This is a genomic window from Microbacterium sp. R1 (assembly GCF_015159725.1).
Classification (GTDB): Bacteria; Actinomycetota; Actinomycetes; order Actinomycetales; family Microbacteriaceae; genus Microbacterium; species Microbacterium oxydans.
The window spans coordinates 1,780,546-1,805,705 of the sequence record NZ_JADDUD010000001.1 but is presented as its reverse complement, the minus strand read 5'-3'; the positions used below and the strand labels follow the sequence as shown (position 1 = coordinate 1,805,705).

The following is a 25,160-nucleotide window of genomic DNA, read 5'->3' as shown; positions in this document are numbered from 1 at the left end:
TCTACGAGCGGGTGCGGACACCGGAGGAGGCTACGCGCCGACAGGGACCGCGGACACCGTGGTGTCGATCGTGAACTGTCCGAGCACCCGCGTCCCGATGTAGAGCACGGCGGTCTGTCCCGGCGCGACGCCGTCCAACGCGACCTCGGGCGTCACGCGCACGCCGCCTTCGGAGATCTCGGCCCTCGCAGGGACCGGCTCAGCGTGCGCTCGGATCTGCACGTGGCACTCGAACGAGGACTCCGTGGGTGCGGCACCGGCCCAGCTGAACCGCTCTCCGGCGATCTCGGCGATCGCGAGGGCCTCCTTGGGGCCGACGACCACCGTGTTCGAGACCGGTCGCACCTCGAGGACGAAGCGCGGCTTGCCGTCTGCCGCGGGAACGCCGAGCTTGAGCCCGCGTCGCTGTCCGACGGTGAAGGCATGCGCGCCCTCGTGCGATCCGACGACCTCGCCCGCACGATCGACGATCTCGCCGGTGGCCGTGCCGACCTTCTCGGCGAGCCAGCCGCGCGTGTCCCCATCGGGAATGAAGCAGATGTCGTGGCTGTCCGGCTTCTGCGCGACGCTCAGGCCGCGTGCTTCGGCCTCTGCGCGGACGATGGCCTTCGTGGGCGTCGTGCCGAGCGGGAAGTAGGTGTGCGCCAGCTGCTCGGCCGTGAGGACGCCGAGCACATAGGACTGGTCCTTGGCGTTGTCCGACGCCCGGTGCAGCTCGAGGCCGTCCTCGCCGTCGACCAGAGTGGCGTAATGCCCCGTGCACACCGCGTCGAAGCCCAACTCGATCGCACGCTCCAGAAGGGCGGCGAACTTGATCTTCTCGTTGCAGCGCATGCAGGGATTCGGGGTGCGGCCTGCCTGGTACTCCGAGATGAAGTCCTCGATCACATCGTCTCGGAACCGCTCGGAGAAATCCCAGACGTAGAACGGGATGCCGAGCACGTCGGCTGCACGACGCGCGTCGAGGGCATCCTCGATCGTGCAGCATCCTCGACTGCCGGTGCGCAGCGTTCCGCCCGCCCGGGAGAGCGCGAGATGCACGCCGACCACGTCGTGCCCCGCCTCCACGGCCCTGGCTGCCGCGACGGCGGAGTCGACTCCACCGCTCATCGCCGCAAGGATCCGCATACGACCAGTCTACGAGCGTGCGGCTGTGCCGGCGCCGGATGCGCGCGTGTACGCCTCGGCGATCGCACCGAGCACGGCATCGACGTCGCTCTCGGTCGATGTCCGCCCGAGCGAGAAGCGCAGCACGCTGCGGGCGTCGCGCTCCGGGCGTCCCATCGCCATCACGACATGCGAAGGTTCGGCCACGCCCGCCTGGCAGGCTGATCCGGTCGACGCCGCCACCCCTGCGACGTCGAGCAGGAACAGCAGGCTCTCCCCCACCGCACCCGGGAACAGCATGTGCGCGTTGCCGGGAAGACGGTCGGTCGGGTCGCCCAGGAGCTCGGCCGTCGGCACCGCGGCAACGATCCCGGCCACGAGGCGGTCGCGCAGCGCACTGAGACGCGCAGCCTCGTCCTGTCGTTCGTGCTCCGCGAGTTCGAGAGCCACGGCGAGGGCGGCGGCTCCGGCGACATCCTGTGTGCCGGCGCGCAGGCCTCGTTGCTGGGCTCCCCCGCGTAGCAACGCCGTGAGCCGGGCGGAGCGGGCGGTGACGAGCACCCCGACCCCCACCGGTGCGCCGATCTTGTGACCGGCGAGGCTCATCGCGACGAGCCCGACCCCGCTGTCCGCCTCTCCTCGAAGGCCTCGGAACGACAAGGGCACGTGGCCGAGCGCAGCGACCGCGTCGAGGTGGAGGGGAACTCCGGCACCGGCGGACCCTGCCGCAAGCGACCGTGCGTCGTTGATCGTCCCGGCCTCGTTGTTCGCCACCAGGGCCGTGGCGAGGGCAGCTCCGGGAAGAGCCTCGGCGAAGCGCTCCGGGACGATGCGCGCCGAGGGCGAGACCGGCACCTGTCGCACCTCCGCCCCCTCATCGAGGAGCGCTGCGACGGTGTCCGTGGTCGCGTGGTGCTCGGCGTCGGGCATCACGATCGCCGACGTCCCCGTGGGCCGGGCGCGCCACAAACCCTGCAACGCCAGGTTGATCGATTCGGTGCCGCCTGAGGTGAACACGATCTCGATCGGGTCGGCCTCCAGCACCGCCGCCACGCGCTCACGGGACTCCTCGAGAAGCCGTCGTGCGTCCTGGCCGGCGCCATGAGTCGAGGAGGCGTTGCCCACCGTCTCCGACGCTGCCAGCCACGCCTCACGCGCTTCGGGGCGCAGGGGCGTGGTCGCCGCGTGGTCGAGATAGTGCCGCATCCTTCGATTCTCTCGCGAAACCGTCGGGAGAGGGCCTTCGCGCCTGGGACCGGGTCCTCCTTGTCATGAGACGGCAACACATCACGCCTAATGTGTACTCATGCCCGCGTCCCGAGACCTCACCGCGCCCGGCGGCCCCGTCCTCGACAACCTCGGCGTCCGTCTGCACGACGGTGTCGGCACACTGCGTGTCTGGTCGCAGAACGCCTCATCCGTCGAACTGGTCGTCTTCGACGCGACCGATCTCGACTGGGCGACCGATCAAGTGGCGCTCGAGCGGCTGCCAGGGGGGATCTGGGAAGTCACGACGGAGATGCTCCAGCCGGGGGTTCGCTACGCGATCCGCGTCAGCGGCCCACACGGCCCGGGCAACACCTTCAACCCGGAGACCCTGCTGCTGGACCCCTACGCTCGCGGCCTCGCGCAAGGAGACGGGTACGAGGAATGGCGCTCGGTCGTCATCGTCGACGGTTTCGACTGGGGCGACTCGCAGAAGCCGCGCGTGCCCCTGGACCGCACCGTGATCTACGAAGGTCACGTCAAGGGGCTCACGAAGCGTCACCCGGACGTCCCACCCGCGCTGCACGGCACCTACGCCGGTCTCGCGCACCCCGCGATGATCGAGTACTTCCACGAGCTGGGCATCACTTCGATCGAGCTGCTGCCTGTGCACGCCTTCGTGCCGGAACCACGACTCCTCGAACGCGGACTCACGAACTACTGGGGCTACAACACCCTGAACTTCTTCACTCCGCACACCGCCTACGCGACGGAGGAGGCTCGGAAGGCGGGCCCCGAAGCCGTACTGGCCGAGTTCAAGGGCATGGTGCGGCTGCTGCACGAGGCGGGGCTCGAAGTGATCCTCGACGTCGTGTACAACCACACCTCGGAGGAGGAGGGTATCGGCGGCCCCAGATCGAGCCTGCGGGGCATCGACAACGCGAGCTACTACCGTCAGGACGAGTCCGGGATCTACATCGACACCACGGGCTGCGGCAACACCCTCAACACATCGACCGCTGCGGGCGCGAGACTCGTGCTGGACTCGCTGCGCTACTGGGCGCAGGAGATGCAGATCGACGGGTTCCGCTTCGACCTCGCCACCGCCATCGCGCGAGACGAGACGCACGCCTACTCGCCGGAGCACCCGCTCCTCGCCGCCATCGCGGATGATCCCGTCCTCGCAGACGCCAAGCTCATCGCCGAACCGTGGGATGTGGGCCTCGGTGGCTGGCAGACGGGGAACTTCCCCGCCGGCTGGCATGAATGGAACGACCGCTATCGCGACAGGGTGCGCAACTTCTGGTTGAGTGACATCGACTACGCGCGCCGCGCGTCCGCCCCGGTCGGCATCGGCGGGTTCGCGACCCGCCTCGCCGGATCCTCCAACACGTTCAGCGAAGACCGCGGCCCGCTCGCCAGCGTGAACTTCGTGACCGCCCACGATGGATTCACCCTGCATGATCTCGTCTCCTACGACGTGAAGCACAACGAGGCGAACGGCGAGCACAACCGCGACGGCGCCGATATGAACCGCGCCTTCAACCACGGCGTCGAGGGGCCCACCGACGACCCGGCGATCCTCGCCGACCGCCGCAAGGCGATGCGGAACCTCTTGGGGACCCTTCTGCTCTCTGCAGGTATCCCGATGCTCACTGCCGGCGATGAAGTGGGCCGCACCCAGCGAGGCAACAACAACGCCTACGCTCAGGACTCCGTGCTCACCTGGCTCGGCTGGGAGTTCGAGCCGTGGCAAGAGGACCTGCGCGCCCACGTCTCGCGCCTGATCCGCCTTCGTCAGGAGAACCCCGCACTGCGCCCCAGCCGCTATGCGCGACTCGGCGAGCATATTCCCAATGCCTCGGTGATGGACTGGTACGACCAGAACGGCGAGACGATGGAACAGGAGCAATGGGCCGACCCCGGCAACAGAACGCTGCAGTACGTCGCCGCCTCCACGCCTGATACCGAGGCGCACAACCGCATCCTGCTCATCGTGCACGGAACCGAGTCCCCCGTCGATGTCCGTCTCCCCGAGGAGATCGATGGAGCGACGCGCTTCGTCTCGCTGTGGTCGAGCGCGCAGGAACGTCCCTCTGACGACGCCGAGGTCTTCGCACCCGGCGATGTCCTTCCGGTGTCCGGCACGTCGATGAGGCTTTTCCGCGTGGAATGAGTCCGGCGGCCGACGCACCATCCTGCGCGCTACCCGCCACCACGTCCGCGCGGTACATTCGGGAGGTGGCTGCTCGTGCTGGTACTCGGTCCTCGGCTCTTCGGAGCCCCGCTCAGATCCCGGCGCGCGCCGCGGACGGAGCAGATGCTCCCGGCTCGATGCGGACGACGCGTATCCCGCTCCTCGAGCCTGCGCCCACCGTCCCTGGCGGGTTCACTCCGAAGGCCTTCGTCGGCGAGGTCGTCCCGTTCCGGGTGGTCGCGTTCCGAGAGGGGCACGACATCATCGGCGTGCATGTCCGCCTCACATCGCCCTCCGGCGAAGAGAGCCTGCATCGCCTCACGCCGCGCGATGACGGCACCGACGCGTGGGTGGCGGAGATCGCGCTCGACGAGCAGGGCTCCTGGAGCTACCGGTTCGAAGCCTTCTCCGACGACTTCGCGACCTGGGCCCACGCCGCCGCGCTGAAGGTGGCGGCCGGCGTCGACGTCCCGGTCATGGCGGCGCTCGGCGCCGATCTCCTCACCACCGCCGCCGCTGAGAAGGACCGTCCTGCAGCGCAGCGGAGACGACTGGCCGCTGATGCCCTCTCGCTCCGCAACGGAGATGCCGCGACGACCATCGCCCTTTCGACGGATGCAGAGCTCGCACAGATCTTCCGAGAGCGTCCTGTCACGTCGCTGCGCTCCGTCACACTCCCCCAGATGCTGGACGTCGACCGGCGCGCCGCGGGTGTCGGCGCCTGGTACGAGTTCTTCCCGCGCTCCGAGGGCGCCAGACGCCTCAAGGACGGTACGGTCAGGAGCGGTACGTTCCGTACGGCGACACGACGGCTGCCCGAGGTCGCAGCCATGGGGTTCGACGTCGTCTACCTGGTCCCCATCCATCCGATCGGCACGACCAACCGCAAGGGCCGCAACAACACCCTCGCGGCCGAACCGGGAGACCCGGGCTCCCCGTACGCGATCGGCGCAGCGGAGGGCGGACACGACGCCATCCATCCGGACCTCGGCTCGGCCCAGGATTTCCGCGCCTTCGTGCGTGCAGCCCGGAAGGAGGGCCTGGAAGTCGCTCTCGATCTCGCGCTGCAAGCCTCTCCCGACCACCCGTGGGTGCAGGAGCATCCTGAGTGGTTCACGACCCTCCCCGACGGGACGATCGCCTACGCCGAGAACCCGCCGAAGAAGTACCAGGACATCTACCCGCTCAACTTCGACAATGATCCCGCGGGCATCTACGCCGAGATGCTGCGCGTCGTGCAGCACTGGGTTGCGCAGGGCGTGAAGATCTTCCGCGTCGACAACCCGCACACCAAGCCGCTCCAGTTCTGGGAGTGGCTCATCGCCGAGGTGAATGCGGCCGACCCCGACGTCATCTTCCTGGCTGAGGCGTTCACACGCCCGGCGGTCATGCGCGCGCTCGCGGCCGTGGGCTTCCAGCAGAGCTACAGCTACTTCACGTGGCGCAACACGAAGGCGGAGCTCGAGGAGTTCCTGACGTCGGTGTCGCAGGAGACCTCCGACTACATGCGTCCGAACCTGTTCGTGAACACGCATGACATCCTCACCGAGTACCTGCAGTTCGGCGGCAGGGCGGCCTACCGTATCCGGGCCTGCATCGCGGCGACGGCCGGCCCCGTCTACGGCGTGTACGCCGGATACGAGCTGTTCGAGAACGTCGCCAGGCCCGGCTCGGAAGAGAACATCGACAACGAGAAGTACGAGTTCAAGTTCCGCGACTGGGCGGGAGCCGAAGCCAGAGGCGAATCGCTCGCTCCCCTCCTGCGCAGACTCAACGCTATCCGGGAGGCACACCCGGCGCTGCAGCAGCTTCGCAACTTCCGGGTGCACTGGAGCGACGACGACGCCGTCCTCGTCTACAGCAAGCACCTTGCTGCCGAGTTCACCGGTACCGGACGCCCGGACACCATCATCGTGGTCGCCAACGTCGATCCGCACTCGGTTCGCGAGACGACCGTGCACCTCGACACGACGCAATGGGGAATCCCGCTGGGGGAAGCCTTCGAGGTGGAGGATCTCCTCACCGGAGCGATCTGGACCTGGAGCGACCACAACTACGTACGACTCGACGCGTTCGCCGAGCCGGTGCACATCCTGAAGGTGAGGGAGCGATCATGAGCTACACCGAAGACGTCGCGGCATCCACCGAGTGGGAGGCGATCTCAGCGGCCACGCATCACGATCCGCACGCGGTTCTCGGAGCGCACGCGCACAAGGATGCCGCTGATCGTACCGTCACCGTCATCCGGGCGAGACGCCCCCTCGCGGGTGCGGTCGCTGCCGTGTTCGCCGACGGGAGCAGGCTCGAACTCTCCCATGTGGCGCACGGCATCTGGGAAGCTCAGCACGACGGCCCTCCACTCCCGTATCGGATCGCGACGCGGTACGGCGATCACGAGGAGACGGTCGTCGGCGACCCCTACCGCCATCCCCCGACTCTGGGCGACCTCGACCTCCACCTCATCGCTGAGGGGCGTCACGAACGTCTCTGGGAGGTGCTGGGAGCACACGTGCGCACCTTCGACGGAGAGATCGGCGTCTCATTCGCCGTCTGGGCCCCGAATGCCTCAGCCGTGCGCGTGGTCGGTGACCACAACGGCTGGAACGGCGAGTCGCACGCCATGCGCTCGATGGGAGTCAGCGGCGTCTGGGAGCTCTTCGTCCCCGGGATCCCGATCGGCACCAGGTACAAGTATCAGATCCGCACCCGCGACGGCGCGTGGATCCTCAAGGCCGATCCGATGGCGCTCGCGGCGGAGGTGCCGCCGGACACAGCGTCCGTCGTGACCACCTCCTCCCACTCCTGGTCCGATGGCGCCTGGATGACCAGGAGGGCGGCCACCCATGCCGTCGCGCAACCGCTGTCGGTCTACGAGGTCCACGTCGGATCGTGGCGAGGTGGACTTGGCTATCGCGAGATCGCGGATCCGCTCATCCAGCACGTGACGGACGCGGGATTCACCCATGTCGAGTTCATGCCGCTCGCGGAGCACCCCTTCGGCGGATCCTGGGGATACCAGGTGAGCGGGTACTACGCCCCGACCAGTCGTTTCGGCAGCCCCGACGACCTCCGCTACCTCATCGACCGGCTGCACCAGGCAGGCATCGGCGTCATCATGGACTGGGTGCCGGGTCACTTCCCCAAGGACGCCTTCGCCCTCGCCCGCTTCGACGGACAGCCGCTCTACGAGCACCCCGATCCGCGACGGGGAGAGCACCAGGACTGGGGGACGCTGATCTTCGACTACGGCAGGCCGGAGGTACGGGGATTCCTCGTCGCCAACGCGCTCTACTGGCTCGAGGAGTTCCACGTCGACGGCCTTCGCGTTGACGCGGTCGCCTCCATGCTCTATCTCGACTACTCGCGCGAACCCGGCCAATGGGAGCCGAACATCCACGGCGGACGCGAGAACCTCGAGGCGATCCGCTTCCTGCAGGAGGTCAACGCCACCTCGTACCGGCTGCACCCGGGAATCCTGATGATCGCGGAGGAGTCGACCAGCTTCCCCGGGGTCACTGCTCCGACCGATCACGCGGGTCTGGGGTTCGGCTTCAAATGGAACATGGGGTGGATGAACGACTCGCTCCAGTACATCGCCCGCGACCCGATGTACCGCGGTCACCATGAAGGCGAGATGACCTTCTCCTTCGTGTACGCCTTCGGAGAGAACTACCTGCTTCCCATCAGTCACGACGAAGTCGTGCACGGCAAGGGCAGTCTGCTCGCCAAGATGCCGGGCGATCACTGGCACAAGCTCGCGAACGTCCGCGCGTATCTCGCCTACATGTGGGGTCATCCCGGCAAGAAGCTGCTCTTCATGGGGCAGGAATTCGGTCAGCTCGCCGAGTGGTCGGAGGGTCGGGAGCTGGACTGGTGGCTTCTCGACCAGCCCTCACACGCGCAGCTGCAGGACTTCGTCGGGGCGATGAACCGCTCCTACCGGGCGCAGGCGCCGCTGTGGGAGCGCGACAACGACGGCTCGTCGTTCAGCCGTCTCGGAGCGCCGAGCTGGGATCCCACGGTGATCGCCTTCGAACGACGTGACGCCCACGGGGGGCGCCTGGTCGTCGTCAGCAACTTCGCCGGCGTGGAACGCACGGGCTACCAGCTCAACCTGCCCCGCGAGGGCGTGTGGCAGGAGGTGCTCAACACGGATGCCGCCGACTACGGGGGCCGCGGATCGGGGAACCTCGGCCTGGTGTACGCGAAGCCGCTAGAAGGCGGCGCTCCTGTCGCGAGCCTGACGCTGCCTGCGCTGTCCACTCTGTGGCTGCGGTACCAGTCCGACCCACACGTGCCGACCGTCAACCACGGCTGAGACGCCCTGGCGCGTACGCGCCAGGGCCGAGAACGGTACCGGAGAACGTCGCCCTAGAAGAGCAGCGACGACAGTCGGTTGCGCGCCGACACCACTCGCGGATCCTCCGCGCCGATGAGTCCGAAGAGCTCGACAAGACGCTCCCTCACCGGAGTGCGCTGATCCGCCGGGAGCTGCGCGAACAGGTCGAGCAGCCTGCCGAAGGCGTCTTCCACGTGTCCCCCGGCGAGATCGAGGTCGGCCACGTCGAACTGCGCCTGGACATCGAGCGGGCCATCCGCTGCCGCAGCGCGCGCCGCCTGCAGATCGAGGCCCTGCACGCGGTCGAGGAGGCGCACCTGGCCGAGCCCCGCGATCGCGTCCGCGTCACGGGGGTTCTCCGCGAGCGCCTTCTCATAGGCCGTGATGGCCGCCGCGTAGTCCCCGAGCTCGATCGCTGCGAACGCCTCAGCGTGCAGCGGTGGAAGCTCCGGCTCTGCGGGGGGCGCCGGCTCTGCACCCTCCTCGGACACCGAGAGCGACCCGGTGACACCGTTCTGGGCCGCCACCTGGAGCAGCTGGGCGAACACATCGCGCACCTGCTGCTCGGGCACGGCACCCGTGAACATGGGCACGGGCTGCCCGGCGATCAGCGCGACCACCATCGGGATCGACTGCGCGCGGAAGCTCTGGGCGAGCTGGGGATTCGCATCGACGTCGACCTTGGCGAGCAGCACTCGTCCCCCGAGTTCGCGCGTCACCTTCTCGATGATCGGGCTCAGCTGCTTGCACGGACCACACCACTCCGCCCAGAGGTCGACGACCACGGGGACGGTCCGCGAGAGCTCGAGGATCTGTCCGAACGTCTCGTCGGTCGCATCGACGACGACATCGGCGACAGGCGGTGCGGAGGCCGCCTCGGTCGGAGTTGCCGGCCGGTTGCGGAGGCTCGACAGGTCCACGGCACCACGCAGGGCGGCGGGAGAGATCTCACTCATTTGATCACCTTCACGGACAGGAGGTCCTGGTGGGCTGCCAGGAGCCGGATCTGCTCCGTCGATCCCTTGGCAGGGACCGAGAAGAACAGCTGGAACTCGTAGGTCGTCTCGACGCCCTTCGCCGACTCGGTCGCGTCGGTGAGCGCCTTCGCCTGCGCGTTGTCACCGAAGCGGATGGAGACGTCCTCGCCGGTCGGCGTCACTGTTTCCGTATCGGTGAGGGTGACGGCGACGATGGCTCCGCTGTCGAGAGTCGTCATCGAGATGGGGGCATCCTGCGTCGCGGCCATATCGAAGGCCGCCTTCGAGGTTTCGGCGGCGCCCTTGTCCGCGAGCGCCTGGACCACGGCCTGACGGCTGTCGGTGATCGACTTCGCGTAGGTGAGGGCGAGATCGTCGAACTTCCCGTACGACGCGCTCTGTTCCCCCTGATCGACGACGTCGGCGAACGTCGTGGCCAGATCGGCAGGAGGGATAGTGAGGAAGGCCGAGTCGGACGGCACGAGAGACGTGCCGAGCCAGGATGCAGCGACTTCCGGGAAGGCGGCGTCCGCAGACATCTCCGCCATGTGCGAGACCTTGTAGTTCGACCACGGGTCGGCCTGCGTCATCGTGAGCACGACGGGCGGCACGGTGTCGTCTCCCGTCTTCGACAGCATCAGGACGGTGCGAGGCCACTGGTCGGTCGCCTCGGGAAGCACGACCTCCACGTCGTCGGTCGGGATGGCGGCGGGCGGCACCGTCTCCGGGATCTTCGTCCGCAACGCGTACTCCGTCGTCCTGGTCGCGAGTGCGGGTCCTTCGAAGCGCGTCGCGAGCAGATCGAGATCGAGGGCTGCGTCGGCCTCACTCACGGTGCCGGCGAGAGATTTGAGGATGCGCTTGGCCTGAGCTTCGGTGACCGCCGGCGGCTTCTGGTTCTCCGGTGCGACCACCGTGGGGCTCGGCGAGGGGGTCGGCGAGGCGTCGCCCAGCTGCGGCCAGGAGTCGGACGAGCAACCGGCTGCGAGTATGGCTGTGAGCCCGAGCGCGGGGATCACGAGAAGACGGCGCCGACGACGAACTGTCGCGGCTCGCATCGATGTCTTGGAGCCGGGGTCTTTACCCTCCACGATCTCGGCCTCCTCCGCATCGTCGTCCTGCCGTGGACTCGACTCCGCGGGGGCCGTCGCCGTGGCGGACTCGCTGTCTTCGATCGCCGCGCGCTCCGCGGGCGGAAGCGTGGCGAGGTCGATGGGCTCGGTTATCGGTAGCGGACCGGGTCCCTTGCGACGCGGACCACGGCCCCGACGCTGATGCCGGATGGCCAGAACGTAGAGGATGAGGCCGAGCAGCAGCATGACCCCACCCGCGACCATGAGCGGTCCGGCCCACGGGGTCGAGTTGTCGAGCGGCCAGGACACCACGATGTCATCGGGAGCGTCGGCGGTCCCGTCATAGGCGACGAGCAGACTCGTGCCTTCGGGAAGCTGCATGTTCTCCGCGGTGAGGCGATCCTCCTTGACGAAGGAGTCGAGCCAGAGGTCGGAGCCGCGCGGGTCACGGCCCGTCGGAGCGCCTTCTGACGGATCGGCCTGTCCGTCGCTCGGAGCATCGGTGGACGTGTCGGTCTCGGAGTCGGAGGCGGCGATGTGCTTGACGGCCAGATCGCCGTCCTTCTTCATCGTGACCTGGTTGTAGTCGGAGTCCGCGAGCCAGGCCTCCATGTCGGCCGTGCGACCGTAGCTGCCGAAGATCTCGCCCTGCCCACGGACGATCAGTGTCTGGGCACCGGGATTCGCTCGAAGAACATCGCCGTCGATTAGAACGAACGGTGCCGGTTCACTGATCTCGACCTGGGTCTTCTGAGTGGAGGGGCCCATGAAGATGGTGCGCTGAGCAATCCCTGCACCGATCAGTACGGCAGCCAGCACGAAGGCCACCACGGCCCATACGAAACGCACGAATAGTCTCCTCACGCATCACGGACCTCTGTCCGCGACGCAACACTCGACATTTCAGACTAGCGAAATCAGCTGTGTGTTGCCCACGAGCAGACGCAGTGACGGCTGGACCGGCACGTCGTCCGCGCCGACGAAGCGCGTCTGGATAATCTTGCGGGAGCCGTCCCGAGGAGTCTCCGATGAAGATCCACAATCCCTTCCGCACCGCCCTGGTGGCGACGCTCGGCGTGGGGTTGGGGATCCTGCTGATCAACAGCGTGCAGAATCTCTCCACCGTGCTGCTCTATCTCGGCACCGCCCTGTTCCTGAGTCTCGGACTCGACCCGCTCGTCTCGTTCCTCGAACGCCGACGGCTCCCCCGCTGGGCGGCCGTGTTGGTGACCATCCTCGCGGTGCTCGGCGTCTTCGTGAGCATCGTGCTCATCGTCCTCCCGGTCCTGGTGGACCAGATCTCCCAGCTGGTCGCCCAGATCTCGGCGATCGTCCAGCGCGGGAATCTGATCCCCGACCTCAAAGAGTGGATACAGGACGCCTTCCCGAACCTTCTCGTCGACGATGTGTTCACGTACGTCACCAACTGGTTGACGAGCAACCTCGCCGAGATCGGCGGATCCATCGGTCAGGGCGTGCTCGTTGCCAGCGGCGCTGTGCTGGGCGGTCTGTTCGGAGCGTTCATCGTCCTGATCCTGACGATCTACCTGACGGCATCGACGCCGTCGCTCAAGCGCGCTGTCTACCAGCTCGCGCCCGCGTCGAAGCGCGATCGATTCATCGACCTGTCGGAGCAGATCACCGACTCGGTCGGCTATTACGTCATGGGCCAGGTATCGCAGGGTGTGCTCAACGGTGTGCTCAGCGCGATCTACCTCTCGATCATCGATGCGCCCTTCCCCGCCGTCCTGGCCGTGATCGCCTTCTTCTTCTCGCTGATCCCGCTCGTCGGCACGCTCACCGGCTCGACGATCATCGTGCTGGTGTGTCTCATCCCCGGACTCGGCTCCCCGGCGACCGCCATCGCCGCCGCGATCTACTACCTGATCTACATGCAGATCGAGGCGTACATCATCTCGCCTCGCATCATGAGCCGCGCCGTATCGGTGCCCGGTGCCGTGGTCGTGGTGGCGGCCCTCGCCGGTGGAAGCCTGCTCGGCCTCCTCGGCGCTCTGATCGCGATCCCCGTGGCCGCGAGCATCCTGATCATCTACCGCCAGGTGCTCATTCCTCGGATGAACGAGCTCTGACGTCGAGGCCGTCGGCCTCTCAGTCGTCGGCGGGCCAGTGGGTGGCGAGAGGCAATGCGGAGGGGTTGACCGCCGCGACGATCTCGGTGAGCACGCGCCGCGTCTGCGTCTCGCCCACCCAGAGATGCTTGCCGCCCTCCACCGCGATGAGCGTGGCGTGCGGAATCGAGGCGAAGCGGTCCTTTGCCTCGGCCGGACGCAGATAGTCGTCGAGTTCCGGCACCAGGACCACGACGGTGCGGTCGGTCGACGCCCAGGCGGCGACCTCTTCCGGCGTGGCGCGGTGCAGCGGCGGCGAGAGAAGGATGATGCCTTCGATGTCGTGCTCCCGGCCGTACTTCAGAGCGAGCTCCGTGCCGAAGGACCATCCGAGCAGCCAGGGGCGCGGTAGAGCGCGCTCGCGGACGAAGTCCATCGCGGCGGCCACGTCGAACTGTTCAGCGGCTCCCCCGTCGAAACTCCCGTCGCTGGTCCCTCGTGGGGATGTGGTGCCTCGCGTGTTGAACCTCAGGACGGCCAGGTCTGCGAGGGCGGGCAGCCGTGCGGCCGCCTTCCGGATGATGTGCGAGTCCATGAAGCCGCCGGCGGTCGGCAGGGGATGCAACGTCACGAGCGTCGCGACCGGTGGTGCATCCTCGGGCTGAGAGAGCTCCCCGACGAGGGTGAGGCCGTCCGCCGTGATCAGTTCGATGTCCTCGCGTCGTGCGGGCAACTCCAGCGGTCCACGGATCTCGATGGTCATGCAAGCCTCCAACAGTGCGTGTGCCAGTGCCGACGGGCCGCCAGGTCAGCGGCCCCCGTCCGCACGCCAGGCGACGAGATGAGCTGTCCCGGCGACGATGCCCCGGCCGCAGCCGGGGCACACGTACTCCTTCTGTGCCTGCGCGGCCGACACCGGTTGAACGGTCCACTCGCTGCCACGTCGAGTCTCGGTGCGCTTCCAGCCGGCGAGGAGACGATCGAATGAGTCCTCGGATTCAGGGCGCGCCGAAGGGCGTCTGCGGGAGCGGGGCATCGTGCCTGCTCACCACCAGTGGTTGTTGACCCAGAAGTTGTAGGCGCCGGCCCAGCTGCCGTAGCGGCCGGTCGCGTAGCCCGTCGCCCAGCGGAGGTTGTCGACCGGGTTGTAGCCGTTGCCGGGAACCTTGCTGCAGGGCAGAGCCTGCACCAGTCCACATGCCCCTGACGACTTGTTCGTGGCGTTGGGGTTCCAGCCGCTCTCACGCGATACGACGTAGTCGACGTACTGCCAGTCGCTCTGCGCGATACCGGCGGCGGCCATCCACTCCGCAGGAGCCCCACCACCCGTGTACGGAGGAAGCGCGCCGCGGGATGAACCGCCGGACGACCCGGTCTTGGGCGCTGCAGCAACCGTGGGGACGGGGGCCGGTTTCGGCTTCACGTACACTTCGAAGCCTCCGCGCACGACCGGCGCGATCTCGGCACCTTCGACGGTGACGGTGAGGTTCTGCGTGTCAGCGAGCGCGAGCGAATACGCCGAGTCCGGCGACTCCTCCGGTGCCGGCGCGGCCAGTGCCACCCCGGTCGGAGCGACGAGCGCGCCGGCGAAGCCGACGACCGCGAGAGCGCTGAAGACGCCGACGACGCCGCGGCTCCGAGACCAGCGACGGGTGCCCGTGCGCGCCGAACCGGCCTTCGCTGCGGGCACAGGCGAACGGTCGTTTCTGTCTAGAGTCATGTCGTTTCGGGAGTTCACGATGAGGGACAGTCTACGCAAGGTCGCCTGAATCGACCATCAGGAACCTCAACGAACCGCGAGGATGACGTCGATCGTGGCGTCGAGAAGGGCATCCACCTGCTCCTCGCGGTACCCGCCGCGCTGCATCCGGAAGGCTGCGGACCGCAGCTGCTCGGCGGTCAGGGCGTCCCCGTCACGCAGGTAACGAACGATGCGGGTCGACACGTGGTCGACCTCGTCGAGACGATAGCCGAAAGTGAGCACCCCGGTGCGGGCGAAACGATGCCGACGGGGGCGAGCCAGGTGATCCAAGATGACCTGCGCGTCCTCCCGTGCCCGCTCGACCCAGGCTCCGGCCCCCTGTGCGCGCACCACTCGCTCGCGTTCCCGCGCGGCGAAGGCATCTTCGACGCGTCCGAGTGCAGCATCGACATCGGCGACCACGTAGCCGTTCTTGACCAGAGGGAACGAGGCCGTCCGCACATCCTCCGCGCTGAGGTCAGCGCCGCCCTCTTCGAAGGCGCGGCGGGCCGAGGCGAGGAACGTGTCGACGGCTGCACGGTGGTATCCGCGCACGCGTCCGGAGGTGAGGGCGAACGCCGCGGGCGCCTGCGTGGGCTGTTCGTCCAACTGATCTTCGGTCATCACAGAGCCACCCAAGGAGAGAAGAGGAAGTAGAGACACAGAGCGGGGATGGTGGAGGGAAGGATGCTGTCGAGTCGATCGAGCAGCCCGCCGTGACCCGGCAACCAGGAACTCATGTCCTTGATGCCGAGGTCGCGCTTCAGCATGGATTCGCCCAGGTCGCCGAGCGTCGCTGAGAGCAGGATCGAGACACCGAACACGAGGCCGCACCACCACGGCAGCTCCAGGAGGAAGATCGCCAGCAGCACGCCAGCGGCGATGGACGCGGCGACCGCACCTCCGAACCCTTCCCAGGTCTTCTTCGGACTGATCTTCGGCGCCATGGGGTGTCGGCCGAAGGCCAGACCGGCGGCGTAGGCACCCGTGTCGGCGGCGACGGCGATCGCGATGAAGCTGAGCACCCACCACTCACCGCCCTCCTGCTTGAGCAGGATGAGCGCGATACCCGCGAGGAAGGGGACGTACACCTGGACGAAGCCGCTGATCACGGCGTCTGCGAGCACGTCGCCGTAAGTCCGTCCGTCCTTCTCCACCATCTGCGCGATGAGTCGCCAGACGATCACGAAGGCAACGGACACGAAGAGCATCACCCAGCAGAGCCACGGCTCCGCGAAGTATGCCGAAAGCACCAGGAAAGTGGCTGCGATCAGTTGGGGCACCACGTCGACTCGCCGCCCGGAACCCCGCAGGGCTCTCGAGAGCTCGTACACGCCCAGCAACGCGGCCGCGAGGGCGAACGGGACGAAGAGCACCTTGAGGAAGAGCAGGGAGCCGAGCAGCGCAGCTCCGAACGCGAGGCCGATCACCGTGGCGAGGATGAGATCCCGGCCGGTGCGCTCCTTGATGCGCTCGTTCGCCTGGTCGAGCTGGTCACGTGCGTGGGAGACGTGGCTGCCGAGCTCATCCCTCGCCGCCCGCCACTGCTCGCGGATGGCGTTGTGATCTGCCGTGTCCAGGGAGCTGATGTCCCCGACTGCGACGCGGTCCGCGGGGGCTGGAAGTGGCGGCCGAGGGGGTACCTCGGCACTGTCGAACGTGGGGAACGCCGCTTCGACGAGCGGGACGCCTTCGGACGGGGTACCGTGATGCGCGTCTCGACGCGCGAACGGCTTGTCGTCGTCGGCATCTCGCGTTTCGTCAGACATCCCGACTACACCTCGAGAAGTTCTGCCTCTTTGCGCTTCAGCGCGTCATCGATGAGATCGACATGCTGGCGCGTCAGAACATCGAGCTCCTTCTCACCGCGAGCGATCTCATCCTCGCCGAGCTCGCTCTTGAGCGCGTCCAGCTCATCCTTGGCCTTGCGGCGGATGCCACGGACGTGGACCTTCGCGTCCTCTGCCTTGGTCTTGACGAGCTTGACGTACTCCTTGCGCCGCTCGGCGGTGAGCTCCGGCATTGTCACACGCACCAGGTTGCCGTCGTTCGTGGGATTCGCACCGAGGTTCGGCATGTCGCGGATGGCCTGCTCGATCGCCTTCAGAGCGGACTTGTCGTACGGCGTGATGATGAGCGTCCGCGCCTCCTGGTTCGCCAGGGACGCGAGCTGCGCGATCGGCGTGGGAGTGCCGTAGTAGTCCACGAGGACCTTCTGGAACATCTGCGGGTTCGCACGACCGGTGCGCACCGTGGAGAAGTCCTCCTTGGCAGCTTCGACCGCCCGGTTCATGCGAGTGGTGGTTTCAGCGAGGACGTCCGCGATCACGGTGACTCCTATCGTCGGGGTGTTCTGCAAATTCTATCGGGCGAAGTCGTCTCCGCCCGTCGCACACTCAGGTGGTGACCAGCGTGCCGATCGGGTCTCCGAGCAGAGCGCGGGTGACGTTGCCCGCCGGCTCCATGCCGAAGACCCGCATGTTCATGTTGTTGTCCATGCAGAGACTGAACGCTGTCGAATCGACCACCTTCAGGCCCCGCTGCAGTGCGTCGCTGTAGGTGACCCGCTCGATGCGCTCGGCGTCGGCGTGCTTGTTCGGATCCGCGGTGTAGATGGCATCGACGCCATTCTTGGCGACGAGGACCTCCTCCGCACCGATCTCCAGCGCACGCTGAGCCGCGACCGTGTCGGTCGAGAAGTACGGAAGACCCGCGCCGGCTCCGAAGATCACGACGCGCCCCTTCTCGAGGTGACGCTCAGCCCGACGCGGGATGTAGGGCTCCGCGACCTGAGTCATCGAGATCGCCGACTGCACCCGCGTGGCGGCACCGGCCTGCTCGAGGAAGTCCTGCAACGCAAGTGCGTTCATGACCGTGCCGAGCATTCCCATGTAATCGGCGCGTCCACGGTCCATGCCGCGCTGGCTCAGCTCGGCTCCGCGGAAGAAGTTCCCTCCCCCGACGACGATCGCCACCTCGACGCGGTCGACGGCAGCGGCGATGTCGCGCGCGATCTGGCTGACGACATCCGGGTTGACGCCCAGCTGTCCAGCGCCGAAGGCCTCTCCGGAGAGCTTGAGAAGGACGCGGCGGCGTCCGGTGCGTTCAGTCATGGGTGGGTGTCCTCTCGTCCCGATTCAAGATAGTGCCTCGTGGGCACGAAGAAGGGGTTCGGATCATGACGATCCGAACCCCTTCGACGTTGCTACGCGCCGACCTTGAAGCGCGCGAAGTCCGTGACGGTGATACCGGCGTCCTTCGCCACCTGGGCGACAGAGAGCTTGTTGTCCTTGGCGTAGTCCTGCTCGAGCAGGGCGACCTGCTTGATGAACGCGGAGACGCGGCCTTCGACGATCTTCGGGAGAGCCGCTTCCGGCTTGCCCTCGTTGCGGGAGATCTCGGTGACGATCTCGCGCTCCTTCTCGACAGCGTCCGCCGGGACGTCCTCGCGGGACAGGTACGACGGGTTGGCGAAGGAGATGTGCTGAGCGATGCTGCGCGCGGTCTCGGCGTCGTCACCCGTGTAGGCGACGACGACGCCGATCTGCGGCGGCAGGTCCTTGCTCGTGCGGTGCAGGTAGACCTCGACCTTATCGCCGGAGATCGTGCGCACTCGACGCAGCTCGACCTTCTCGCCGATGATCGCAGCCTCTTCGGAGATGACCTGCTCGACGCTCTTGTCGCCTGCGGATGCAGCCAGGGCGGCGTCGACCGAGTCGGCCTTCACCGCGGCAGCGGCGTCGGCGACCTTGTCGGCCAGCGCGATGAAGCGCTCGTTCTTCGCGACGAAGTCCGTCTCGCACGCGAGCTCGATGAGCGTCACGGCGCCATCCTGCTCGCGAGCGACGATGAGTCCCTCGCTGGTCGAACGGTCAGCGCGCTTCGCGTTGCCCTTCGCACCCTTGAGACGCAGGATCTCGGTGGCCTTCGCGACGTCTCCGTCGGCCTCCTCGAGCGCCTTCTTGGTGTCGACCATTCCGGTGCCGAGCTGCTCGCGCAGCGCCTTCAGGTCAGCGATGGTGAAGTTGGCCATGTGTGGTGGCTCCTTGCTTCGTTAGGTGTGTGTACGAGGGATTACTTGGCGTCAGCGGCTTCGGCGGCGGCGACCTCAGCGGTCTCCTCACCGGAAGCGGCGGCGATCGCCTCGTCGTGTGCCTCTGCACCGGCCTCGTCGGCGGCGGTCTCGTCGGCAGCGGGGGTCTCGACGACCGCGGCAGCGTCATCCGCGGTGGTGACCTCGGCGGCGTCAGCGGACTCCTGGACCTCCTGTGCGGGGGCCTCGAGGAGCTCCTTCTCCCAGTCGGCGAGAGGCTCGGCGTCACCGGTCTCCGGGTTGTGCTTCTGCTGCAGACCCTCGGCCGCAGCGTCCGCGATGATGCGGGTGAGCAGCGACACCGAACGGATGGCGTCGTCGTTGCCGGGGATCGGGTACTGGAAGTCGTCCGGGTCGGCGTTCGTGTCGAGGATGCCGATCACGGGGATGCCGAGCTTCTTGGCCTCGTCGATGGCGAGGTGCTCACGCTTGGCGTCGACGACCCAGATGGCAGACGGCGTCTTCGTGAGGTTGCGGATACCACCGAGCGACTTGTGCAGCTTGTCGAGCTCGCGCTTCTTGAGAAGCAGCTCCTTCTTCGTGAAGCCGCTGTTCGCCGGGGTCTCGTAGTCGAGCTCCTCGAGCTCCTTCATACGAGCCAGACGCTTCGAGATCGTCTGGAAGTTGGTGAGGAGACCGCCGAGCCAGCGCTGGTTCACGAACGGCTGGCCGACACGCGTCGCCTGCTCCGCCAGGATCTCCTGCGCCTGCTTCTTGGTGCCGACGAAGAGGATGGTGCCGCCGTGGGCGACCGTCTCCTTGACGAAGTCGTACGCCTTGTCGATGTAGCCGAGCGACTGCTGGAGGTCGATGATGTGGATGCCGCTGCGCTCGGTGAGGATGAAGCGCTTGACCTTCGGGTTCCACCGACGGGTCTGGTGTCCGAAGTGCACGCCGCTGTCGAGCAGCTGGCGGATGGTGACCACAGCCATGGTCGTCTCCTGGTTCTGGCGCGATTCTGCGCCGTTGAGGTTGCAAGCCGACCGGATGATCGGACTCCCTGGTGCCCGGCTCACACCCGCCTGTCGGAGGACAGGACCTGTGGGAGTGGATGCCGCGAAACGAGTCGCTCTGGGCACGCGTAGTCACCTCGATCTCGAGGTGCTCCTCCAGCATACAGGATCAGACGGCCGGCTCCCCTGCACCGTGGCTTCCCCTGCACAGTGGCGTGGTGTCACGTCTTACTCCCCGGATGTGTACGCCGCACTGCGCATGGTGCACCGCGGCAGCGTCGAGCCATCAGGATGCCTTCATGCGCTTGAGATCCAGAACACGAGCCCTGCTCACCGCGACTCTTCTCGTCGTATCGATGGTCGCCTTCGCAGTGATGCTCTCCCCCGGCGCGGCAGCGTGGTCCGACGAGCCTGACGTACCCGCCTGGAGCTGGCCGGTCACCGGACCACGCTCGGTCGTCGCGCCCTACCGCGCTCCGGCTCATCGATACGGCGCCGGGCATCGTGGCGTCGATCTCAGCGCCGCGATGGGGACGACGGTCTCGGCTCCTGCTGACGGAGTCGTCGCTTTCCGCGGGACGGTCGTGGATCGGCAGCTCATCACCATCGAGCACGCCGGCGGGCTGGTGTCGACATTCGAACCGTTGCGATCCGATCTCCTGGTCGGCGATCTCGTCGCAGAGGGTCAGAAGATCGGAGTGGTCGATGCTGGCGGGCACACACCGCCCGGCGCGATCCATCTCGGCGTACGTCTCGACGGGGACTACATCAACCCGATGCTGCTCTTCGGCGATGTTCCGCGCGCAGTGCTCCTCCCCTGCTGCGAAGCCCCGTGATCGAGCTTCCGAGTCGTCGGAGTCAGGCGCGGGGATGGGCGAGCCGGTAGGTGGCCGTCAGGCGCTCGGTCGAGACGTGCGTGTAGATCTGCGTGGTGCCGAGGCTGGCATGCCCGAGTATCTCCTGCACCGCCCGCAGGTCCGCTCCGCCGTCGAGGAGGTGGGTGGCGGCGGTATGACGGAGCGCGTGCGGACCGATCGTCTCCGCGCCGACGATCGGTGCCAGGACACGCGCGACGAGTTCGTACACCGTTCGCGGGCCCACTCGCCCTCCTCTGCTTCCGAGCATCACGGCGGGGGTGAAGGTCCGTGACCTGGCGATGAGGACCGGCCTTCCTCGTCGCAGGTACGCGGAGAGCGCATCTCGTGCCGGCGCCCCGTAGGGGACGACGCGTTCCTTGTCTCCCTTGCCGACCACTCGGGCTGTGCCGCGCTCGAGGTCGAGATCGTCGACGTCCAGACCGCAGAGCTCGGAGACGCGGATACCGGACCCGTAGAGCAGCTCGAGGATGGCATGGTCTCGCAGCGCGAGCGGGTCACCCTCCGACGCTGTGGCGCGATGCGCGTCGAGGAGCTCGGACATCGCATCGCGCGAGGCGACCGTCGGCAACGTCCTCCCCTTCTTCGGCGCGACCAATCTCAGGCTCGGGTCATGCGCGGCGATCCCCTGTTCAGTTACCCAGCCGAAGAAGGACCGTGCGGTCGCGGCGCGGCGCGCGAGAGTGGACCGCGCGTCTCCACGCTGCGTGGCGTTCCAGAGCCAGTCCCGGAGGACTTCCAGGTCGACGTCCTCGACGGCGACTTCCCCTGCAGAAGCGGCGAGGTCGCGAAGGTCGGAGCGATAGGCCTTCACCGTCGCCGACGACAGCCGACGCACCCGCAGCAGGTGGTCGGCGAATGCGTCTGCGGCCGCCGCGATCTCCATGACCCCAGCTTGCCGCGATCGAGCTTCCTGACCGGCAGCCTCGCCGTCGGATCGGCTATCGTCTGGGCGGCGCAGCCCGGTGCCACCCCGCGCTGTCGAGTGCGACATCTCCTTCCAGGTGCAGCAGTCCGAGCACTGATCGGACGCGATCAGGGGAGAGCCCCGACCGGCGGGCGACCTCGTCGATGGAGAGGCGTGCCCGAACGGTCATGACCTCCAGGATGCGAGCGTGGTGAGGATCCCGCTCCCCCGGGCTCGTGTCGGGTCGATGACCTATCGCGCCGAACAGCTCGCGCACCTCCTGCGCCGATGTGACACACTGCGCGTCGTACTCGCGCAGCAACCGATGGCATCCCGCTGAGGACGCGGAGGTCACCGCTCCGGGGACGGCACCGAGTGGACGCCCGAGCGTCGCAGCGTGACCGGCGGTGTTCAGCGATCCACTCCTCCAGCCCGCTTCCACGACGACCGTCGCGTGTCCCAGTGCGGCGATCAGACGATTCCTCGCCAGGAACCTCCACTTCGTGGGCGCCGTGCCGCAGGGTGGCTCGCTCACCAGTGCCCCCTCTTCGGCGATCCGCCTCAGGAGCGCCTGGTGCCCCGCCGGATAAGCACGGTCGACCCCGCCGGCGAGGAAGGCCACCGTCGCGCCCTCCACTCCGAGAGCAGCTCTATGGGCAGCTCCGTCGATCCCGTACGCACCGCCCGAAACGATCACCACGCCTGTGGCTGCCAGATCTCCCGCGATCTCTGAGGCCACGTGCTCGCCGTACCCCGAGGAGGCGCGCGCACCGACGATGGACACGCGAGGCTGATGGTCGAGCAGCTCCACACGACCCCGCACCCACAGTGCGGCGGGGACATGCGGTCCGAGATCGTCGAGGGCGGCGGGCCACGCCGCGTCGCCGGGAATCAGCAGCCGGACACCAGCGGCAGCGGCTCCGTGGAGCGCTGCCAGCACGGCTCGTGGTGCTGCCCGCGGGGTCCAACGTGCACGCCCGTCGGCGAGCATGCGGGATGCCGCCGCGTTCGCGCTCCCGGGAGACAGCAGCGATGACGAGTGCCCCACGGCCACGGCGAGTGCTTCCGCAGCACCGAGCTCCGCGATCAGAGCGCCGGCGACGGCATCGCCCGGCTCCGCGATCACGGTCCATGCGGCGCGTACCACGCACTCGTCCGTACTCCCACCCGGGTGGATCTGTTCTGTGAGGGCCACAGCTTCGGCGTCGGCCAGGAGCTCGTCGATCATCGCGGCAACCCCCGTCGAAGGTGCAGCGCGCGGCCGATCTCATCGGTTCCCGGCCTGTCCAGCGCAGCCAGGTCCGCCATCGTCCATGCGACCCGGAGAACGCGGTCGTAGCCGCGAAGTGTCAGCGCTCCACGCTCCAGGGCCCGATCGAGCGGCGATCGCGTCGAAGCGGGCAGCCGGAGCGCTCCCTGCCGCAGCCAGGTGCCCGGCACATCCGCATTACGACGCCATCGGGTGCTCCTCCAACGCGACGCTGCTCTCGCCCGCGCGTCCGCGACACGGTCCCGCGCCCGCTCAGTTGTCAGCTCCGCACTCGCGTCACCCATCGCCCGCGATGCGGCGACCCTCGTCACCTGGAGATCGATGTCGATGCGATCGCGGAGCGGTCCGGACAGACGGGTGGCGTAGCGTCTGATCGCCATCGGCGGGCACACGCATTCCGCACCGCGCACCCCATGATTTCCGCAGGGACAGGGATTCATCGCGAGCACGAGCTGGAATTTCGCGGGGAAGGTCGCGGTGAATCCGGCACGATGCACAGCGATCACCCCCGACTCCAACGGCTGACGCAGGGCATCCAGCGCGACGCGTGAGAACTCGGCCGCTTCATCGAGGAACAACACGCCGCGGTGCGCACGCGCTATCGCTCCCGGTCTCGCGGCACGGGACCCGCCACCGACCAGTGCCGCGACCGACGCGCTGTGGTGCGGGGCCTCCAGCGGAGGGAGAGAATCCAGCGCGGACACCGCTTCTCCGCTGAGCGAGCGAACGGATGCGACCTCGAGTGCCTCCTCTTCATCGAGTGCGGGCATGATGCCGGGGAGACGCCGGGCGAGCATCGTCTTTCCGGCGCCGGGAGGACCGCTCAAGAGCAAGTGGTGCCCACCGGCAGCGGCGACGACGAGAGCTTCGACGGCCTCCTCCTGCCCGATCACGTCGGCGAGATCGAGGGCCTCGCGCGAGCTCCGCGTGTCGGATGCGACCTCCACGAATTCGACATCGGGCACCTCCACGTCGGCGCCGTGCCAGACGGCGACCTCCGCCAGAGACCCGGCTGCGCGTACGTCGATACCGGGCACCAGCCTCGCCTCTGCCTCGTTCCCGTATGGCACGATCGCCGTCTCGAATCCCGCTCGTGCCGCCGCGAAGACCGCGGGGAGGACACCGGGCACCGGTCGGATCCTGCCGTCGAGACCGAGTTCACCGATATGGACCGTCCGGGCGATGGAACGCGACTCGACGGCTCCGCCCGCCGCCAGACACGCCACGGCCACGCCCAGGTCGAACCCGGCGCCATGCTTCGGAAGGCTTGCGGGCGAGAGATTGACGGTGAGCCGTCGACGTGGCAGATCCAAACCGGCGTTCTTGCAGGCGTTGTGCACGCGCTGGACGGCTTCGCCCAATGACTTGTCAGGAAGACCGATGATCCGGAACTCGGGCGTCTGGCTCGACATGTCGGCCTCGACCTCGACAAGGTGTCCGTCCACGCCGGTCAGTGCGACGGCCCAGGTGCGCGCGGTGCTCACGCGATGTCCACGAGATGCTCGAGCACACCGGTGGTCGGATCGGCTCCGATGATGCCGATCGCCTCGAGGCGCACGTCTCGCCCTCGCGCGACTCCCGGATGCTCTGCGATCCACGCCTGCGCCAGCTGCCAGAGCCGCCGGCGCTTGCGCGCGTCGATCGCCTCGAACGGGTGCCCGAATGCGTCCGTCCGCCGTGTCTTGACCTCCACCACGGCGAGATGATCGCCGCATACGGCGACGATGTCGATCTCACCCTGTGCGCACCGCCAGTTCCTCGCGAGCACGGTGTACCCGCTGCTCCTCAGATGTTGCGCGGCGCGGTCTTCTCCCGCTCTTCCGAGTTCATCCTTCGCTGCCATCTGCCCAGCATCACGTGGACACGCTTCCCGGGGTCGGGGCACGGCTGCAGATTCACGGCGTCTGGGGAGAAGTCAGCTCTTCAGCGCAGTGTGGAGTGAGTCCGGGCGCATCGGCGCAAGAGTCTTCGTCACTCGCCGTCGAGCGAGAGCTCCTGCGGGAGCTCGAACTCCCTGCGCTGCAGCTCCTCGACGTTGACGTCCTTGAACGTGAGCACGCGCACAGCCTTCACGAAGCGATCGGCACGGTAGATGTCCCACACCCAGACGTCCGTCATCGAGATCTCGAAATAGAAGTCGTGCTCGGTGTCCCGGCGGACGACGTTCACGTCATTGGCCAGGTAGAACCGGCGCTCGGTCTCCACGACGTACTGGAACTGCGACACCACATCCCGATACTCCCGGAACAGTGCCAGCTCGAGTTCGCGGTCGTAGTCGTCGAAGGCTTCCTCATCCATGATGTGTCCATCCTAGAGTCGCGGGCACCGGGGAGCGTCATCGGCTGCCGGGGCG

General features: G+C 67.6%; 22 protein-coding genes and 1 pseudogene. 5 read left to right on the top strand and 18 right to left on the bottom strand.

Annotation, left to right across the window (positions count from 1 at the left end; translation table 11 throughout):
• Nucleotides 1-30 precede the first annotated feature (30 nt).
• On the bottom strand, nt 31-1,128 hold the full coding sequence (gene mnmA, locus ILP86_RS08865; RefSeq protein WP_082682493.1) for a tRNA 2-thiouridine(34) synthase MnmA: 1,098 nt from the start codon (nt 1,126-1,128) through the stop codon (nt 31-33).
• Nucleotides 1,129-1,137: 9 nt separating this feature from the next.
• Nucleotides 1,138-2,313 (bottom strand): cysteine desulfurase family protein, encoded by a 1,176-nt coding sequence (locus ILP86_RS08860; RefSeq protein WP_179516017.1) that lies wholly within the window; start codon nt 2,311-2,313, stop codon nt 1,138-1,140.
• 100 nt (nt 2,314-2,413) lie between these two features.
• Between ILP86_RS08860 and glgX the strand changes: the two genes are divergently transcribed.
• From glgX to glgB, 3 genes are all read left to right on the top strand, one after another.
• On the top strand, nt 2,414-4,489 hold the full coding sequence (glgX, locus tag ILP86_RS08855; protein ID WP_193761793.1) for a glycogen debranching protein GlgX: 2,076 nt from the start codon (nt 2,414-2,416) through the stop codon (nt 4,487-4,489).
• Between the two features lie 158 nt (nt 4,490-4,647).
• Entirely contained in the window at nt 4,648-6,627 is a 1,980-nt protein-coding gene (locus tag ILP86_RS08850; protein WP_227750939.1) for an alpha-1,4-glucan--maltose-1-phosphate maltosyltransferase, read from the top strand.
• Entirely contained in the window at nt 6,624-8,828 is a 2,205-nt protein-coding gene (glgB, locus tag ILP86_RS08845; RefSeq protein ID WP_061018454.1) for a 1,4-alpha-glucan branching protein GlgB, read from the top strand. The genes ILP86_RS08850 and glgB overlap by 4 nt, the downstream gene beginning before the upstream one ends.
• Before the next feature lie 53 nt (nt 8,829-8,881).
• Here glgB and ILP86_RS08840 read toward each other — a convergent pair whose 3' ends face one another.
• Together ILP86_RS08840 and ILP86_RS08835 are read right to left on the bottom strand one after the other, a co-directional pair.
• Nucleotides 8,882-9,805, bottom strand: a complete 924-nt coding sequence (locus ILP86_RS08840) for a tetratricopeptide repeat protein (protein ID WP_113681929.1) — start codon at nt 9,803-9,805, stop codon at nt 8,882-8,884.
• Nucleotides 9,802-11,748 carry a glycosyl transferase gene (locus tag ILP86_RS08835; protein WP_193761791.1) on the bottom strand — a complete coding sequence of 649 codons (1,947 nt, stop codon included), beginning with the start codon at nt 11,746-11,748 and terminating at the stop codon, nt 9,802-9,804. Before ILP86_RS08835 ends, ILP86_RS08840 begins: the two co-directional genes overlap by 4 nt.
• A 179-nt stretch (nt 11,749-11,927) precedes the next feature.
• Between ILP86_RS08835 and ILP86_RS08830 the strand changes: the two genes are divergently transcribed.
• Nucleotides 11,928-12,989, top strand: a complete 1,062-nt coding sequence (locus tag ILP86_RS08830; protein WP_046747060.1) for an AI-2E family transporter — start codon at nt 11,928-11,930, stop codon at nt 12,987-12,989.
• 19 nt (nt 12,990-13,008) lie between these two features.
• On the opposite strand, the gene ILP86_RS08825 is transcribed toward ILP86_RS08830, so the two are convergent.
• The 9 genes and pseudogenes from ILP86_RS08825 to rpsB all read right to left on the bottom strand — a co-directional run bounded on the left by ILP86_RS08825 (nt 13,009) and on the right by rpsB (nt 19,734).
• Nucleotides 13,009-13,731 (bottom strand): alpha/beta hydrolase, encoded by a 723-nt coding sequence (locus tag ILP86_RS08825; protein ID WP_058630617.1) that lies wholly within the window; start codon nt 13,729-13,731, stop codon nt 13,009-13,011.
• Nucleotides 13,728-14,004: pseudogene (locus ILP86_RS19600) on the bottom strand (hypothetical protein). The gene ILP86_RS08825 and the pseudogene ILP86_RS19600 overlap by 4 nt, the downstream one beginning before the upstream one ends.
• Nucleotides 14,005-14,013: 9 nt before the next feature.
• Entirely contained in the window at nt 14,014-14,658 is a 645-nt protein-coding gene (locus ILP86_RS08820; protein ID WP_046747097.1) for a transglycosylase SLT domain-containing protein, read from the bottom strand.
• 96 nt (nt 14,659-14,754) lie between these two features.
• Nucleotides 14,755-15,333 (bottom strand): DivIVA domain-containing protein, encoded by a 579-nt coding sequence (locus tag ILP86_RS08815; RefSeq protein ID WP_058630616.1) that lies wholly within the window; start codon nt 15,331-15,333, stop codon nt 14,755-14,757.
• On the bottom strand, nt 15,333-16,478 hold the full coding sequence (locus tag ILP86_RS08810) for a phosphatidate cytidylyltransferase (protein WP_193761790.1): 1,146 nt from the start codon (nt 16,476-16,478) through the stop codon (nt 15,333-15,335). The genes ILP86_RS08815 and ILP86_RS08810 overlap by 1 nt, the downstream gene beginning before the upstream one ends.
• Before the next feature lie 5 nt (nt 16,479-16,483).
• Nucleotides 16,484-17,038: a ribosome recycling factor gene (gene frr / locus ILP86_RS08805; RefSeq protein ID WP_017830710.1), complete on the bottom strand. Its 555-nt coding sequence runs from the start codon at nt 17,036-17,038 to the stop codon at nt 16,484-16,486.
• 67 nt (nt 17,039-17,105) lie between these two features.
• On the bottom strand, nt 17,106-17,822 hold the full coding sequence (pyrH, locus tag ILP86_RS08800; protein WP_046747064.1) for a UMP kinase: 717 nt from the start codon (nt 17,820-17,822) through the stop codon (nt 17,106-17,108).
• 92 nt (nt 17,823-17,914) lie between these two features.
• Nucleotides 17,915-18,742, bottom strand: coding sequence for a translation elongation factor Ts (gene tsf, locus ILP86_RS08795; RefSeq protein WP_045265219.1), 828 nt, complete (start codon nt 18,740-18,742; stop codon nt 17,915-17,917).
• Between the two features lie 41 nt (nt 18,743-18,783).
• A complete protein-coding gene (gene rpsB / locus ILP86_RS08790; RefSeq protein WP_046747065.1) occupies nt 18,784-19,734 on the bottom strand; it encodes a 30S ribosomal protein S2 in 951 nt (316 codons plus the stop codon).
• Between the two features lie 320 nt (nt 19,735-20,054).
• Here rpsB and ILP86_RS08785 point away from each other — a divergent pair, with 320 nt between their 5' ends.
• Entirely contained in the window at nt 20,055-20,591 is a 537-nt protein-coding gene (locus ILP86_RS08785) for a murein hydrolase activator EnvC (protein WP_058630614.1), read from the top strand.
• A gap of 22 nt (nt 20,592-20,613) precedes the next feature.
• Here ILP86_RS08785 and ILP86_RS08780 read toward each other — a convergent pair whose 3' ends face one another.
• The 5 genes from ILP86_RS08780 to ILP86_RS08760 form a co-directional block, all read right to left on the bottom strand.
• Nucleotides 20,614-21,516, bottom strand: coding sequence for a tyrosine recombinase XerC (locus ILP86_RS08780; protein WP_061017668.1), 903 nt, complete (start codon nt 21,514-21,516; stop codon nt 20,614-20,616).
• A 55-nt stretch (nt 21,517-21,571) separates the two neighbouring features.
• Nucleotides 21,572-22,765 (bottom strand): DNA-processing protein DprA, encoded by a 1,194-nt coding sequence (gene dprA / locus ILP86_RS08775; RefSeq protein ID WP_193761789.1) that lies wholly within the window; start codon nt 22,763-22,765, stop codon nt 21,572-21,574.
• Nucleotides 22,762-24,291, bottom strand: a complete 1,530-nt coding sequence (locus ILP86_RS08770; protein ID WP_193761788.1) for a YifB family Mg chelatase-like AAA ATPase — start codon at nt 24,289-24,291, stop codon at nt 22,762-22,764. The genes dprA and ILP86_RS08770 overlap by 4 nt, the downstream gene beginning before the upstream one ends.
• Nucleotides 24,288-24,650, bottom strand: coding sequence for a YraN family protein (locus ILP86_RS08765; protein WP_046747068.1), 363 nt, complete (start codon nt 24,648-24,650; stop codon nt 24,288-24,290). The genes ILP86_RS08770 and ILP86_RS08765 overlap by 4 nt, the downstream gene beginning before the upstream one ends.
• A gap of 128 nt (nt 24,651-24,778) precedes the next feature.
• Nucleotides 24,779-25,105, bottom strand: a complete 327-nt coding sequence (locus ILP86_RS08760; protein ID WP_045265213.1) for a DUF2469 family protein — start codon at nt 25,103-25,105, stop codon at nt 24,779-24,781.
• Nucleotides 25,106-25,160: the final 55 nt, after the last annotated feature.